The organism is Streptomyces sp. NEAU-174 (genome assembly GCF_052665095.1).
Map to the genome: position 1 here is coordinate 246,645 of NZ_JBQTCE010000003.1, position 15,682 is coordinate 262,326.

10 protein-coding genes are annotated in these 15,682 nt (G+C 73.2%); 6 read left to right on the forward strand and 4 right to left on the reverse strand.

Translation table 11 applies throughout. The features are described 5' to 3' along the window. Positions 1–413: 413 nt before the first annotated feature. From glgX to ACT2CW_RS10505, 3 genes are read left to right on the forward strand one after another with little or no spacing between them, the layout of a single operon-like run. The gene (glgX, locus tag ACT2CW_RS10495) at positions 414–2,762 is read left to right on the forward strand and encodes a glycogen debranching protein GlgX (protein WP_445516361.1); all 2,349 of its coding nucleotides are present in this window, start codon (positions 414–416) and stop codon (positions 2,760–2,762) included. 34 nt (positions 2,763–2,796) lie between these two features. Beyond that, the gene (locus ACT2CW_RS10500; protein WP_445516362.1) at positions 2,797–4,650 is read left to right on the forward strand and encodes an ABC transporter ATP-binding protein; all 1,854 of its coding nucleotides are present in this window, start codon (positions 2,797–2,799) and stop codon (positions 4,648–4,650) included. Next, the gene (locus ACT2CW_RS10505; protein WP_445516363.1) at positions 4,647–6,518 is read left to right on the forward strand and encodes an ABC transporter ATP-binding protein; all 1,872 of its coding nucleotides are present in this window, start codon (positions 4,647–4,649) and stop codon (positions 6,516–6,518) included. Before ACT2CW_RS10500 ends, ACT2CW_RS10505 begins: the two co-directional genes overlap by 4 nt. A 98-nt stretch (positions 6,519–6,616) precedes the next feature. On the opposite strand, the gene ACT2CW_RS10510 is transcribed toward ACT2CW_RS10505, so the two are convergent. The 4 genes from ACT2CW_RS10510 to ACT2CW_RS10525 form a co-directional block, all read right to left on the reverse strand. Next, the gene (locus ACT2CW_RS10510) at positions 6,617–7,285 is read right to left on the reverse strand and encodes an aspartate/glutamate racemase family protein (protein ID WP_445516364.1); all 669 of its coding nucleotides are present in this window, start codon (positions 7,283–7,285) and stop codon (positions 6,617–6,619) included. A gap of 85 nt (positions 7,286–7,370) precedes the next feature. Continuing rightward, positions 7,371–8,165 (reverse strand): AroM family protein, encoded by a 795-nt coding sequence (locus tag ACT2CW_RS10515; protein WP_445516365.1) that lies wholly within the window; start codon positions 8,163–8,165, stop codon positions 7,371–7,373. 8 nt (positions 8,166–8,173) lie between these two features. Then, positions 8,174–9,907, reverse strand: coding sequence for an OPT family oligopeptide transporter (locus ACT2CW_RS10520; RefSeq protein WP_182470860.1), 1,734 nt, complete (start codon positions 9,905–9,907; stop codon positions 8,174–8,176). A 55-nt stretch (positions 9,908–9,962) separates the two neighbouring features. Next, complete coding sequence (locus ACT2CW_RS10525) at positions 9,963–10,925, reverse strand: DUF1177 domain-containing protein (RefSeq protein ID WP_445516660.1); 963 nt, start codon at positions 10,923–10,925, stop codon at positions 9,963–9,965. A 276-nt stretch (positions 10,926–11,201) separates the two neighbouring features. On the opposite strand from ACT2CW_RS10525, the gene ACT2CW_RS10530 reads away from it, so the two are divergent. From ACT2CW_RS10530 to ACT2CW_RS10540, 3 genes are all read left to right on the forward strand, one after another. Beyond that, a complete protein-coding gene (locus tag ACT2CW_RS10530) occupies positions 11,202–12,014 on the forward strand; it encodes an IclR family transcriptional regulator (RefSeq protein ID WP_330813936.1) in 813 nt (270 codons plus the stop codon). 134 nt (positions 12,015–12,148) lie between these two features. Continuing rightward, the gene (pepE, locus tag ACT2CW_RS10535; protein WP_445516366.1) at positions 12,149–12,880 is read left to right on the forward strand and encodes a dipeptidase PepE; all 732 of its coding nucleotides are present in this window, start codon (positions 12,149–12,151) and stop codon (positions 12,878–12,880) included. Positions 12,881–13,361: 481 nt separating this feature from the next. Then, positions 13,362–15,611, forward strand: coding sequence for a M4 family metallopeptidase (locus ACT2CW_RS10540; RefSeq protein WP_445516661.1), 2,250 nt, complete (start codon positions 13,362–13,364; stop codon positions 15,609–15,611). The last annotated feature ends 71 nt before the right edge of the window (positions 15,612–15,682 follow it).

Below are 15,682 nucleotides of genomic sequence, written 5' to 3' on the forward strand. Positions count from 1 at the left end.
CGATAGGTAATCACACGCCGCCGACAGTGGACTCCCCCCGATGGTCACGTTTCAGTCCCAGGCCAGAGGGGTCCCAGGATGATCGTCCGGTGGCGGTGGGGGCCGGGCGCCATTGAGCCCCGGGTTCTGGGGTCTTCCGGCGAGTGAGCCGAAGGGGCGCGTCGCTGTCGTAAGGGAGAGCGCGCGCAGGGAGCGAGGAACGAGCGACCGAGCACGGTCGACCGTCGACAGTGACTGAAGCGCCCCGGAGGCGAACCGAGCCTTATAGAAAGGGGATTACGGGCAGAACAGGTGGGAGGGCGCAGGGTGGGCCGTGCGGGACGGGACACCGCGGGCCCACCGCCCGCCATGAGGTGCTGCCCGCCTCCCTCCCACGGGGCGGAGGCGGTTGGCCGCGAGCCGCGGAGGCCGATGTGTCCGGCGCAGCCGAGCAGGAGACGCGTACCGCCCAGCGGGAGACCCGCGACGGAACACCCGCACGCCCCTCGGCGACGGCGGTGGGGCACCCCGTCGGCCGCCGCCCCACGGCCGTCGCGCCGCGCCGCGGCCGGTCCCCCGCCCCCGCGGCGGGCCCCGCCGTCCTGCCGGGCAGCCCGGAGCCGCTCGGCGCCCGCCCCTGCCGGGGCCCTGACGGGGCGTGGGGCACCAACTTCGCGCTGTGGGCGGGCGGTGCCGAGGCCGTCGAGCTCTGCCTGTTCGACGACGACGGCCGCGAGCTCCGCTGCCCGCTCACCGAGCTCACTCACCAGGTCTGGCACGGCTTCGTCCCCGGAGTGCTGCCCGGCCGCCGCTACGGCTACCGCGTGCACGGCCGCTGGGACCCCTGGATGGGCGCCCGCTGGAATCCGGCGAAGCTGCTGCTGGATCCGTACGCCCGCGCCGTGGACGGGGACTTCGCGCTGCCCGCGGAGGTCTACGGACATGTGCGGGACTGGCCGCAGCAGCATGTGGCGGACACCGTACGGGACGATCGCGACTCCGCCCCGTACGTCCCCAAGGGCGTGGTCATCGGCGACGACGCGGCGGCCGGCGCGCCCGACGAGTGGACCGAGGACCGGCGGCCCAAGACGCCCTGGGCCGAGTCGGTGATCTACGAGCTCCATGTGCGCGGCTTCACCATGCGCCACCCCGGGGTACCGCCCGAGCTGCGCGGCACCTACGCGGGGCTGGCGCATCCGGCGGCGGTCGAGCATCTGACCCGGCTCGGGGTCACGGCGGTGGAGCTGCTGCCGGTGCATCAGTTCGCCCATGAGGACCATCTGCTGCGCCGGGGGTTGCGCAACTACTGGGGCTACAACTCCATCGGCTACTTCGCGCCGCACGCCGGATACGCGGCCGGCGGCACCCGGGGCCAGCAGGTCGGGGAGTTCCGGCGGATGGTGCGCGCCCTGCACGCCGCCGGGATCGAGGTGATCCTCGACGTGGTCTACAACCACACCGCCGAGGCCAATGAGCTGGGCCCCACCCTCTCGCTGCGCGGGGTCGACAACCGCGGCTACTACCGGCTCCAGCAGGACCCCCGTCGCTACGCCGACTTCACCGGCTGCGGCAACACCCTCAACGTCCTCCAGCCGCAGGTGCTCCGCCTGATCACCGACTCGCTGCGCTACTGGGTCACCGAGATGGGCGTGGACGGCTTCCGCTTCGACCTGGCCAGCGCGCTCGCCCGCGCCGCGCACGGCGTGGACATGCTCTCGCCCTTCCTGGCCGTGATCGCGCAGGATCCCGTGCTGCGCCGGGTCAAGCTGATCGCGGAGCCGTGGGACGTGGGCTCCGGCGGCTATCAGGTGGGCGCCTTCCCGCCGCTGTGGGCGGAGTGGAACGACCGCTACCGCGACGCGGTGCGGGACTTCTGGCGCGGGGCGCTGCCCGACGCCCGCGAGCTGGGCTACCGGCTCTCCGGCTCCAGCGATCTGTACGAGCGCGGCGGCCGCCGCCCGTACGCATCGGTCAACTTCATCACCGCGCACGACGGTTTCACCCTGCGCGACCTGGTCTCGTACGAGCGCAAGCACAACGAGGCCAACGGGGAGGGCAACCGCGACGGCTCCTCCGACAACCGCGCCTGGAACTGCGGGGCCGAGGGCGAGACCGACGACCCCGGCATCCGCGCGCTGCGCCGCCGCCAGCTGCGCAATCTGCTGGCCACCCTGCTGCTGTCCACCGGGGTGCCGATGCTGGTCGCGGGCGATGAGCTGGGCCGCACCCAGGGCGGCAACAACAACGCGTACTGCCAGGACAACGAGACCGGCTGGCTGGACTGGTCGCTGCTGGAGGACCCCGGCTGGCGTGCCCTCACCGAGCTCACCGCCCGGCTGATACGGCTGCGCCGCGCCCATCCGGTGCTGCGCCGCCCGGCCTTCTTCTCCGGTCTGGCCCGGCCCCCGGAGGGGCTGCGCGACCTGGCGTGGTTCACCCCGCACGGCACCGAGATGACCGAATCCGACTGGTACGCGCCGACGACCGCCCTCGGGGCCTATCTGTCGGGCCGCGAACTGCCCCAGCGCGATCCGCACGGCGCCCCGGTGACCGACGACAGCTTCCTGGCGCTGCTGCACGCGGGACCGCGGCCGGTCTCCTTCACCCTGCCCGGGCCGCCCTGGGCCCGGGGGTACGAGCTCCTGCTGGACACCACCCGCGAGGAGCAGGACGCGCCCCCGGGCACACGCCTCGCGGCGGGCGCGCCCATCGAGCTTCCGGAACGCTCGGTCCTGCTGCTGCGCGCCCTCACCTCCGTGGACCTACGCCAAAAAACCGAGTGAGCACTGTCAGTGGCGGACCGTAGTCTCCCCACTGATGGCTGTGACGAGTGAACCCCGCGCCCAGGAAGGCGGTGCCGCCCCGCGGCACCGCTCCGCCACGCGTTCGCTGCTGCGGCTGTGGCCCTATGTGCGCCCGGTGCGGGCGCGGCTGTTCGGCGCGGCCGGGGTGGCGGTCGTCGCCTCCTGTATGGGGCTGGTCATCCCGCTGGTCCTCAAGTGGATGGTGGACGGGCCGGTGGCGCACCGGGACCCGGGCGGGGTCTGGCTGGGCGGTGCGCTGCTGCTCGCCCTCGGCACGGCCGAGGCCGCGCTCTTCGGGCTGCGGCGCTGGCTGGTGGGGCGGCCGCTGGCGTCCGTCGAGGCCGCGATGCGCGCCGATCTCTACCGCCATCTCCAGCGGCTGCCGGTCTCCTTCCACGACCGCTGGGCCTCCGGCCAGCTGCTGTCGCGGGCCACGACCGATCTGATGCTGCTGCGGATGTTCCTGGCCTTCCCGCTCACCTTCCTGGTGGTCAACGGGGTCACCATCCTGGCCGGGTTCGGCATTCTGCTGTCCCAGGAGTGGACGCTGGGCCTGGTCCTGATGGTCCCGGCGGTGCCGCTGATGATCCTGTGCTCGCTGTTCGAGACGCGGTACGCGACGGTGGCCCGCACCGTGCAGGACCAGACCGGCGATCTGACGACGGTCGTCGAGGAGGGCGTGCTGGGCGTCCGGATCGTCAAGGGCTTCGGCCGCCACCGCAGCCAGGCCCGCGCCTTCCGCGCCCTGTCCGAGCGGGTCCGCGCCACCGAGCTGCGCAAGGCGCGGCTGCTGGCCGCGATCTGGGCGCTGATCATGACCCTGCCGGAGCTGGCGATCGGCGCGGCGCTGGTGCTGGGCACGGTGCGGGTGGCCGACGGGGATCTGTCGGCGGGCACGCTGGTCGCCTTCCTCTCCACCGCCCTCACGCTGCGCTGGCCGGTGGAGTCCCTGGGCTTCCTCCTCGCCATGAGCCAGGACGCGGCCACGGCCACCGACCGCTATTTCGACGTCATGGACGCGGAACCGGCCACGGCCGCCGACCGGCTTCCGGCCGCGCCTGCGCGGGAGCGCGGCCAGGAGCGGCCTGCGCGGGAGCGCGGACAAGAGGGCGACGGCGGGCTGCGGTTCGAGGGGGTGGAGTTCGCCTACGCGGACGCGCCACCGGAGGAGCCGCCCGTGCTGCGCGGGGTCGATCTCCACATCCGGCCCGGCGAGACCATGGCGCTGGTCGGGGCGACCGGTTCCGGGAAGACCACCCTTACCGCCCTCGTCCCCCGGCTCCACGAGGTCACGCGCGGCCGGATCACCCTCGACGGCCGGGACATCACCGCCCTCTCCCGGGAGGAGCTGCGCGCCTTGGTGGCCGTCGCGTTCGAGGAGCCCACGCTGTTCTCCGCCACCGCCGGGGAGAACGTCCTCATGGGCGCCGCCGACGCGGGGACGGAGGAGCTGCTGCGGGCCCTGAAGGTGGCGCAGGCCGACTTCGTGCACGCCCTGCCGGAGGGCACCGACACCGAGGTCGGCGAGCAGGGGCTGAGCCTGTCCGGCGGTCAGCGGCAGCGGCTCGCGCTGGCGCGGGCCGTCGTGGGCCGCCCCCGGTTCCTGGTGCTCGACGATCCGCTGTCCGCGCTCGACGTACACACCGAAGCGCTGGTGGAGGCGGCGCTGCGGCGGGTGCTGGCGTCCACGACCGCGCTGGTCGTCGCCCACCGGCCGTCCACCGTGCTGCTCGCCGACCGGGTCGCGCTGCTGTCGGAGGGCCGGATCGCCGCCGTCGGCACCCATCAGCGGCTGCTGCGGGAGAGCGCGGAGTACCGCTCGCTGATGTCCGGGCAGGAAGCCGAGGAGGGGGAGAGAAGCCCATGACCACGGTCGAGGAGGAGCGGGAGAGCACCGACGACTGGGACGACGGGGACGCGGACGGGGGCCGTACGGCGTCGTCCGACGACCCGTTCGACCGCGATGTCCTGCCGGTGCCCAAGGGCGCGTCGCTCGCCCTGCTGCGCTCGCTGCTCTCCCCGCGCCGGGGGCGGGTGTGGCTGGCGGCCGTTCTGCTGCTGCTCCAGCAGGCCGCCGTCCAGGCGGGTCCGCTGCTCGTGGCGTACGCCATCGACCGCGCCGTGCCCGCCTTCCGGGACGGCGGGCACGGGCCGCTGATCGCCGTCGGCGCGGGCTATCTGGGCTGCGCGCTCGCCTCCGGGGCACTCCAGTACGCGTTCATCCGCGCCTCCGCGCGGATCAGCCAGGACGTGCTGCTGGATCTGCGCGGCCGGATCTTCCGTCATGCCCAGGCGCTGAGCGTGGACTTCCATGAGCGGTACACCTCCGGCCGGCTGATCTCCCGCGCCACGACGGACGTCGAGTCGCTGCGCGAGCTGCTCATCGAGGGCCTGGAGGAGCTGCTCGGGGTCGCGCTCTCGGTGGTCTACATCTCCATCACGCTGCTGTATCTGGACTGGGGTCTCGGCGGGGCGGCCGTGCTCTCCTTCTGGCCGCTGTATCTGCTGATCCGCTCCTTCCAGCGGCGCTCCATGCGGGTGTACCGCAAGCGGTCGACGGCGATCGCGGCGGTGATCGTGACGTTCACCGAGACCATGAACGGCATCCGCCCCGTGCAGGCGTTCCGCCGCGAGCGCGCCAACGACGCGCGCTTCGGCGAGCAGAACCACCGCCATGAGCGCGCCAACGGGGACGCGATCCTGGAGATGGCCCGCTATGTGGTCAGCTCCCGGCTGGTGGCCAACGCGGCGGTGGCCGTCATCGTGCTCTGGGGCGCGTACCGGGTGGCCTCCGGTTCGCTCGCGCTCGGGGTGCTCGCCGCGGCCGCGCTGTATCTGCGCAGGCTGTACGACCCGATCGACCGGCTGGGGATGTTCCTCAACTCCTACCAGTCGGCGGCCGCCTCACTGGAGAAGATCGCCGGTCTGCTGGCCCAGCGGCCCTCGGTGCCCGAGCCCGCCGACCCCAAGCCGCTGCCGCCGCGCCCGGCGAACGCCCCCGGCCGGGAGGTGGTCTTCGACGGGGTGCGCTTCGCCTATCGCACCGGCGGCGAGGTGCTGCCCCGCTTCGATCTCACGCTGCCCGCCGGGCAGACGGTCGCGGTGGTCGGGGCCACCGGCGCGGGCAAGTCCACCCTGGCCAAGCTGCTGGCCCGCTTCTACGACCCCAGCGACGGCCGGGTGCTGCTCGACGGGGTGGATCTGCGCGATCTGGCCATGCCCGAACTGCGGCGCGGTGTGGTCATGGTGACGCAGGAGGCGTTCCTGTTCTCCGGCACGGTCGCCGACAACATCGCCATCGGCCGCCCCGACGCCACCCGCGCCGAGATCGAGCAGGCGGCCAAGGCGATCGGCGCGCATGACTTCATCGCCTCGCTGCCCGACGGCTACGACACGGATGTGCGCAAGCGCGGCGGCCGGATCTCCGCCGGTCAGCGCCAACTGGTGGCGTTCGCCCGCGCGTTGCTCGCCGATCCGTCCGTCCTCATCCTCGACGAGGCCACCTCCTCGCTCGACATCCCGGGCGAGCGGGCGGTGCAGCGCGCCATGGACACGGTGCTGCGCGACCGTACGGCGGTCGTCATCGCCCACCGGCTGTCGACGGTCGAGACGGCCGACCGGGTGCTGGTCATGGCCGACGGCCGGATCGTGGAGGACGGCCCGCCGGACCGGCTGATCACGGGCGAGGGCCGGTTCGCGGCACTGCACCAGGCGTGGCGGGACAGCTTGGTGTGAGGCGGGCGCCGGGTGCGGCCCGGCGATCCGTTGCCGGGCCGCGCAGACCGCGTGCGCGTACGAGGGCCGCTCAGGCCGCGTGCGGGTACGAGGGCCGCTCAGGCCGCGTGCGCGTACGAGGCCAGCAGCCCGGCGGCGAGCACCGGGTCCACGACCGGGACGCCCAGCCGCCGCTCCAGCAGGGGCCGGATGCCGATGGTGTTCAGGCCCGTACAGGCGAGGAGCAGCGTGTCCGCGCCCGAGGCGACGAGTCCTGCCGCGGCCTCCAGTACCGCCTCGGGCCCCTCCGGGGCGAGCAGGTCGGTGGTGCGGTGGACGCCATTGGGGCGGGCGGATGCGGTGAAGCGGTCGCCGAGCAGGGCGCGTACGGCGGGCGGTGCCTCGTCCCGGATGCCCAGCACCCCGACCCGGCGGCCGAGGCCCAGGGCCACGGCGGCGGCCGCCGACCCCGCGCCGATGACGGGGACGCCGACGGCCTCGCGCGTCTCCTGGAGCGCCGGGTCGGCGGCGCAGCTGATGATCAGCGCCCGCGCCCCGGCGCCGGCCAGCTCCCGGGCGAGCGCCACGATCTTGGGTTCGGCGCGGGCCTCGGACTCGTCGTCATGGATGCCGTACGGCTGGTCGGGGATGCACCGCGAGACGGTCGGCAGACCGTAGCGCTCCTCGACGGCCGTGCCATGGGTGGCGACGGCGGTGGGGTCCTCGCTGGTGAGGACGCGGATCACCCCGATGGGCCGGGCCGGGGTTTCGGGCGGGGGCACGGGCATGAGGGACCTCCGGTGGATGAGGCGCGCTGGCTATGGGGCGGACAGAGGGTGCGGGCGAACGGTGCGCCAAGGCGCCGCGCGCCCGTTACGCCGAAGCCGCCACCACCTCCGCCGCCATCCGGACGGCGATGGCGCGGGCCAGCAGTACGGGGCGGCCCGCGGCCCGCAGGGCGGCGGTGCGCATCCGCTCGGTGTAGCCGATGCAGTCCAGGACGAGCCAGGAGCTGCCGCGCTCGGCCAGGCCGCGCGCGGCGGCGGCCACGTCGTCCAGGACGCGCTCGGTGGGGCCGTACGGATCGGCGACCGCGGCCTCCACCCGGCCGGGCAGCAGCTCCGCCCAGCGCCGGGAGACGTCCTCCGCCTGGTCCGGATGCGGGCAGACGATGCCCACGGGGTCGGTGCCCACGGCCGCGGCCACGGCCTGCTGCACCAGCGGTTCGGCGAACAGCAGCGGCCGCCCGGCCCGTACCGCCGGGAAGCGGCCGGTGCACAGCAGCAGCGTCGCGGCGGCGCCGTCCCGCTCCGCGCGGGCGACCGCGTCCGCGATGCGCGGGACGATCGCGCCATGCCCGAGCAGCACCGAACGGCCGTCGCGCAGCCGGGAGACCAGCGGTGCCTCGCCGTGCTCGGGGGCCAGCAGCCGGCGGGTCGCGGCCTCGGCGTCACCGTCGAACCGGTCGGCGTCGAGCGCGCCGTGTTCGACCAGGCGCACCCCGGGCAGCAGCGGTTCGGCGTCCGGGCGGAGGTCGGCGCGCGGGGCCTGGCCGATGGTGACGAGGCCGAGGGCCGGGCCGCCCGCCGGATGGTCGCGGTCCACGATCTCCGTGGTGTCCGCGGTCTCCGTAGTGTCCACAGCCTCGGTGGTGTCCACAGCGTGCATGTCCTTCCTCACAGCGCCTTGGTGAGCTGGCCGACGTCGTTGAGGGAGCTTCCGGCGACGAGTCCCGCGCCGACCAGCGACAGCTCGTTCTCGGCCTGCTCGTCGGACTCCTTGCGCGCCCTCGCGTCGGCGATCCCGCGCCGCCGCCACATGGTGTAGAGCTGACGGATCACCAGGGCGCCGAGGACCATCCAACCGGCCTGGGGCGTGGCCACCAGAAGTCCGGTGGCCAGCAGGACGCCCATCTGCCGGGAGGGTCCGCCGATGAGCTGGACCAGCGCGCCGGGGATCGCCCACAGCAGCATGGTGGTCATGGTGCCGGGCTCGAGGCCGGTCTTGATGGTGGTGACGTAGACCTCGGCGACCGGCGGCACCTTGCCGTCGGAGAAGAACGCCTTCCAGGCGACGGCGACGACGACCAGCGCCACACCGAAGCCGACGAGCTGGGCGAGGTACTGCTGACGCCGCCCCTCGATCTCGAAGGGCCGCCAGGGCGCCGCGTCCCGGCGCAGCAGCCAGCCCGCCTTGAAGTCGTAGCCGAGGTCGGCGAAGGCGGGGCCGGTGGAGGCCGTGTAGCCGACCAGCAGGGCGAGCGGGACGGTCGGGATGTGCAGCACCAGACCGATGATCAGGAAGATCAGGGTGACCGCGAAGGCCGGGAACCAGCCGGAGTGCATGGCCGCCAGTCCCACGATCAGCTGGTGGACGATGGCGGCGACACCGGCCAGCAGCACCCAGCCGACCAGGGCGGGCACGGAGAGCCCGCCGACCACGCCGCCCGCGATGGCGACCACGACCGCGCCGCAGACGAAGAGGCCCATGCCCTCCAGCAGTCCCCGCCGCAGCTGGGGGGCCTGGACCGTACGGCCGCCGTCGGCACCATCGACGCCCGGACCACCATCGGCGTTCGGGCCACCATCGACGACGCCCGGACCGCCGTCGGCGCTCTCCGCCTGATCGGCGCCAGCGCCCCCGCCCCCGCCCTTCCGCGTCCGCATCAGCAGCAGCGCCTGGGTCAGGGCGACCAGTCCGGCGCCGATCATCAGCCCGTGCGGCACATGGTTCGCGCCCAGGTCGAAGCCGAAGTCGGGGGCGTACTGCCCCACGGTCAGCCCGATGCCGAACATGGCGAGCGCCCAGATGTTGCCCAGGAAGCCCACACCCGCGGCGCTGGTGGGCAGCTTCAACAGCGCGCCGACGAAGCCGACCAGGGCGCCCGCGCCCAGGATCGCGGCCTTGCGCCCACCGGTGTCCCCGGCCTTGATCGTCTCGGCCGCCGCGATACCGGCCGGCCAGGAGCCGGTGGCGGGCAGCAGCTTGGAGTCGAACACCCGGTACAGCACCCAGCTGTCGACCGCGAGGCCGATGACGGCCCCGCCGAGCATGGGCCACACCAGGTCATCGCGCCCGAGGGCGAAGGGCACCGCGATCGGGGTGAGCAGGGAGTTGGCAGCGGCGAAGGTGGAGCCGGAGATCGCCGACTGCACCAGGTTCTGCCGGTGCTTCGACCGCATCCGGGTCAGGACGCCCACCGGGATACGGCCGATGAGCATCGCCACCAGGGCGCCGATCACCGCCGTATTGGGTGACACCCCGAGCGTGGTGATCAGCACGATGCCGATCAGCGCGCCGAGGACCGACAGCACGATGGTCAGGATGAGGGTGACCGGTTCGAAGGCTCTGGGGTGCGACCGCGGTGGGGCGTCCGCGGCCGCGGTGGTGGCCTGGGGGTTCGGGTTCATGGGGACTCCTGCGGGGTCCGGGGCGGGGACGGGTGGGTCACCCCGGACGGGTCGGTCACCCCGCCGGGGTGAGGGCCTGGAGGTGGGTCATGGGTCCGTACAGCTCGACCAGGCGCGCGAACTCCTCGGCGTCCAGGAAGCGGGCGACGCCGCGGCCGAACTCCTTGGCGGTCTCGACGGCGAACCGGGCGGCGACGGCGATGTCGGTCTCGTGGCTGGCGCCGGTGGCGCATCCGGCCACCGCCGAGCCCGCCGTGATCGCGAGGCCGACGACGGGGGCGGTGGTGGCCACGGCGGGCTGGAGGATGGAGTTGAGGTGGTGCACCCCGTTGCCGTACGGGGTGATGTCCTGGGTGGTGATCGGCAGGATCCGCGCCGACTCGCCGGTCACGCTCTCCAGGACGGACACCAGGTCCTCGCTGACCCGCAGGATCCAGCCCTGGCAGACCGTGGGCGACAGGGCGACACCGCGGTGGTTGAGCAGCCGGTTGCCCTTGGTGGTGTCGATGGAGACGACCGCGTCCATCGCGGGCGAGATCTCCTCGCGGTTGCACACCAGGGTGTCCACCGGGGAGTCCATGAAGGGCACCGGGTCGTGCGGCTGGGTGGGGGCCCAGCCGGAGACGTGGGTGGAGAGCGTGACATCGCCGTCCAGGACGTCGCCCCGGGCGTGCATGTCCAGCAGTTTGGCCGCGGCGGACAGCGCCGCGACCGCCCCGTCGGCGTCCGAGACCAGCCCGATCCGCTCCGGGCGGGCGCCGACTCCGCCGAGCCTGCCGAGGATGCCCAGGGTCGGGGCGGCGCCGCCGGACAGCTTGCCGTGGCGGCCGGGAACGGTGACGGAGACGAAGTCCGTGCTGCCCTTGTCGCCCTCGACGGTGCGTACCTCGATCGCGGGCGCCGTCTGGGGGTCGGCTCCGGCCGCGGCCTGGACCGCGCGCAGGTGGTCGGCGAGCAGGGCGCCGCTGGTCTGCGGACGGTCGAGGAGTTCGATCATGTCAAGGACGTGTTTGAGCACGGCTGGCCTCTCACGGCGGGTGAAGCGGTGGTCGGGGTGGCGCGGTCGATCGGGATGGCGCGATCGGTCGGGGGTGGCGCGATCGGCCGGAATGACGCGGTCGGTGACGGCGATGGCCCGACCGGACACGAGCGGGGAAGCGGTGCGCGGGGCGGGCACTGCCACCGGGCACCGGCCTGGCCAGGGATCCTCCCGGCATCGGCCTGGCCAGGGTCCGCCCGCTGTCGCGCAGTGCGCAACGTTTTCTCTATATCCGAGAATGTTTACCCTTTCGTCATGGCCGAACAGACGCCCGTAACCGGTGCCCCACCCCTCCAGACCGCGGACCGCGTGCTGAATGTGCTGCTGTCCTTCGACCGGGAGCGCCCGGAGTGGGGCGTCACCGAGATCGCCGAGGAGTTCGGGCTGGACAAGTCGGTGGCCCAGCGGCTGCTGGCCGCGCTGGCCTACCGGGGCTTCCTCGTCTCCGACAAGCGCTCACGCCGCTACCGGCTGGGCCCGGCGGTGTGGCATCTGTCCTGGGTGTGGGAGCGGGGCGGCGGCATGGCCAGCCTGGCCCGGCCCACCCTGGAGGCGCTGGCCGGGGCGGTCGGGGTGAACGCGCTGTTCGCGGTGCCGGACGGGGTCCATATGCGCTGCGTCGCGGCGGTGGACGGGGCCACCGGACCGCTGCGCTACTACGTGCTGGCGGGCGAGCTGTACCCGGCGCACGCCGGGGCCACCTCCCGCGCCTACTTCGGTATGCTCCCGCCCGGTGACCGGGCCGTGCTGCTGTACGGCCGCCCGATGGCGCGCTTCGGCGAGCACACGCTGACCGATCCGGTGCGGCTCGAGGAGCGCTTCGCCGAGGTGCGGCGCGAGGGCTACGCCTACTCCGAGGGCGAGTACGATCCGGACACCGCGGCGCTCGCCGCGCCGGTTCTGGTGGGCAGACGTCCGGTGGGCACCCTGACCCTGGCCGCCACCCCCGAGGTGCTGCGCCCGCGCCGGGAGCAGCTGGTGGCACCGCTGTTGCAGGGCGCCGCCGATCTGGGCCGGGCGCTGACGCCCGCCCGGCCCCGGCGCGCCCCGCACCGCGAGCGGCGCTGAACGGCGCGGCGTCGGCGCTGAACGGAGCCGCGCCGACGCTGAACGGCGCGGCCTCGGCGTCGGTGCCGAGCCGCCCGGCGTCCCGCCGCCACCTTTGTGATCCGTCTTGTGACCCGTCTCGGAAAGGCCCCCTCATGCAGTTGCTGCTGCTGTCGAACTCCGCCGCGCCCGGCCGTGGCTATCTGGAACACGCGCGGGAGGAGATCGCCTCGGCGCTGGACGGCGCGCGCCGGCTCGTCTTCGTGCCGTACGCGCTGGCCGACCACGACGGCTACACCGCCCAGGTGGCCTCGGCCCTGGAGCCGCTGGGCGTGGAGGTCACCGGCGCGCACACCGCCGACGACCCGGCCGCGCTGGTGCGCGGGGCGCAGGCGGTGTTCGTCGGCGGCGGCAACAGCTTCCGGCTGCTCAAGGCGTTGCACGAGCGCGATCTGGTCCGGGCGATCCGGGAGCGGGTGGCCGCGGGCGCGGTCTACATGGGCTCAAGCGCGGGCACCAACATGGCCTGCCCGACCCTGCGCACCACCAACGACATGCCCATCGTCCAGCCGCCCACCTTCGAGGCGCTCGGCCTGCTGCCGTTCCAGATCAACCCGCACTACCTCGACGCCAAGCCGGACACCGCCCACATGGGCGAGAGCCGGGCCCAGCGGCTCGAGCAGTTCCTGGAGGAGAACGACGTCCCGGTGGTCGGCCTGCGCGAGGGCACCTGGCTCCGCCGGAACGCGGACCGGCTGACCCTGGGCGGCGTCGACGCCGGGGCCATCCTCTTCCGCCGCGGCGAGGACCCGGCGGAGCTGCGCCCCGGCGCCGATCTGAGCGCCCTGCTGCGCGAGGAGCCACGCTTCGACTCCACCGCGCGCTGACGGCGGCGCGGATCGGGTTCGGGGGGATAGGGGGCGGGACATGAGGGTGGGACATGACAGCTGATGCTGGGATACGCCACCGACATCGCCCCTTACCGAAATTGACCGTAAATCACCGTCATATGAACACGGCACACCTGTCAACGGACACTTTCCAGACAACTTTTTGTCGCGATCCTGACAGGTCAAGTCCATTGGTGGCACTCTTCCCTCGGCCGAGGCGCGGCGCTTCCCCCAGCCCATAGCCGCACCCGAAGCCACAGCCACAACCACCCTTCACACCCGCACGCGTTCTGCCCTGCCCTGCCCGGACGGCGACCCAGCCGCCCGGTCGTCCCGGCCGTGCCACCGCGCGGCCAGCGCAGAAGGAGTCAGCGTGAGACCCCTCCCCCAACGGCACCTCAGACCCAGTGGCCGCGGATCCGGCCGCACCCCGGGCAACCGGGCGATCGCGACCGGCGCCCTGGTCGTCGCGGCGGCGATGATCGGCGTCGGCTTCCAGAGCGGCACCGCCGCCGCCCGCCCGGACGACTCCGCCGCGACCTCCGCGAGCGTGGCCGACCGCCCCGCCGCCCGCACCATCTCCGGCGCCCCCGACCCCGGCGCCCTCCCCGTCAAGCTGTCACCGGCCCAGCGCGCCAAGCTGATCCGCGAGGCGGACGCCGCGAAGGGCGAGGCCGCCCGGGACCTCAGGCTCGGGGTCAAGGAGAAGCTGGTCGTCAAGGACGTCATCAAGGACGCCGACGGCACGACGCACACCCGCTACGAGCGCACCTACGCCGGACTCCCCGTCCTCGGCGGCGACTTGGTCGTCGACCGGGCGAAGAGCGGCGCGCCGCTGACCGTCGCCAAGGCCACCAAGGCCCGGCTGACCGTCCCGACCACCAGCGCCGCCGTCGCGCCCGCCACCGCCGAGAAGGCCGCCGTGCGGGCGGCGAACGCGCAGGGTTCGCGGAAGACCTCGGCCGACCGGGCGCCCCGCAAGGTGATCTGGGCCGCGAAGGGCACCCCGACCCTCGCGTACGAGACGGTCGTCGGCGGCCTCCAGGAGGACGGCACCCCGAACGAGCTGCACGTCGTCACCGACGCGGCCACCGGCAAGAAGCTGTTCGAGTACCAGGGCGTCAAGACGGGCACCGGGAACAGCCAGTACAGCGGCCAGGTGACCCTCGGCACCTCGGGCAGCTCGGGCTCGTACAACCTCACCGACGCCGGGCGCGGCAACCACAAGACGTACAACCTCAACCGCTCCACCTCGGGCACCGGCACGCTCTTCACCGACGCCGACGACGTCTGGGGCAATGGCACCACCTCCGACGCCGCGACCGCCGGGGTGGACGCGCACTACGGCGCCGCCGAGACCTGGGACTACTACAAGAACGTCCACGGCCGCACCGGCATCCGGGGCGACGGCGTCGGCGCGTACTCCCGGGTCCACTACAGCAGCGGTTACGTCAACGCCTTCTGGCAGGACGCCTGCTTCTGCATGACCTACGGCGATGGCTCGGGCAACGCCAAGCCGCTGACCTCCATCGATGTCGCCGCGCACGAGATGAGCCACGGTGTCACCGCGGCCACCGCCAACCTCACCTACAGCGGTGAGTCCGGCGGGCTCAACGAGGGCACCTCCGACATCTTCGCCGCCGCCGTCGAGTTCTACGCCGACAACGCGAACGACCCCGGCGACTACCTCGTCGGCGAGAAGATCGACATCAACGGCAACGGCACCCCGCTGCGCTACATGGACAAGCCCAGCAAGGACGGGGCCTCCAAGGACAGCTGGTACTCCGGGGTCGGCAATGTGGACGTCCACTACTCGTCCGGCATCGCCAACCACTTCTTCTACCTGCTCTCCGAGGGCAGCGGCGCCAAGGTCATCAACGGCGTGAGCTACAACAGCCCGACGTACGACAACCTCCCGGTCACCGGTATCGGCCGGGACAACGCGGAGAAGATCTGGTTCAAGGCGCTGAGCCAGCGCATGACCTCCAACACCAACTACGCGGGCGCCCGCGACGCCACGCTGTGGGCGGCGGGCGAGCTGTTCGGCCAGGGCAGCGCGCAGTACAACGCGGTGGCCAACGCCTGGGCCGGGGTCAACGTCGGCACCCGGATCGCGGACGGCGTCACCGTCACCCCGCCCGGCGACCAGACCAGCATCGTCAACCAGGCCACCAGCCTCCAGATCACCGCGACCAGCTCCAACCCGGGCGCGCTGAGCTACGCGGCCACCGGGCTCCCCGCGGGTCTGGCCATCAACTCCTCCAGCGGTCTGATCTCCGGCACTCCGACCACCGAAGGGTCCGGCCCGGTGACCGTCACGGTGACCGACTCGGCCGGCAAGACCGGTACGGCGTCCTTCACCTGGACGGTCAGCGCCAGCGGCGGCAACGTCTTCGAGAACACCGCGGACATCGCCATCCCGGACGCGGGTGAGCCGGTCACCTCGCCGATCTCGGTGAGCCGGGCGGGCAACGCGCCCAGCAACCTCCAGGTGGCCGTGGACATCGTGCACACCTACCGCGGCGACCTGGCGATCGACCTGGTGGCCCCGGACGGTACGGCCTACCGGCTGAAGGACGCCAGCCTCTTCGACTCGGCGGACGACGTACGGACCACGTACACCGTGAACGCGTCCTCCGAGACCGCGGTCGGCACCTGGAAGCTGCGGGTCCAGGACATGTACGCCCAGGACACCGGCTACATCAACAGCTGGAAGCTGACGTTCTGACGGGGCGTTGACGCTCCCACCGGACAGGCGCCGCCAGGGGTCGACCCGACTCCCCCTGGCGGCGCCTCTTT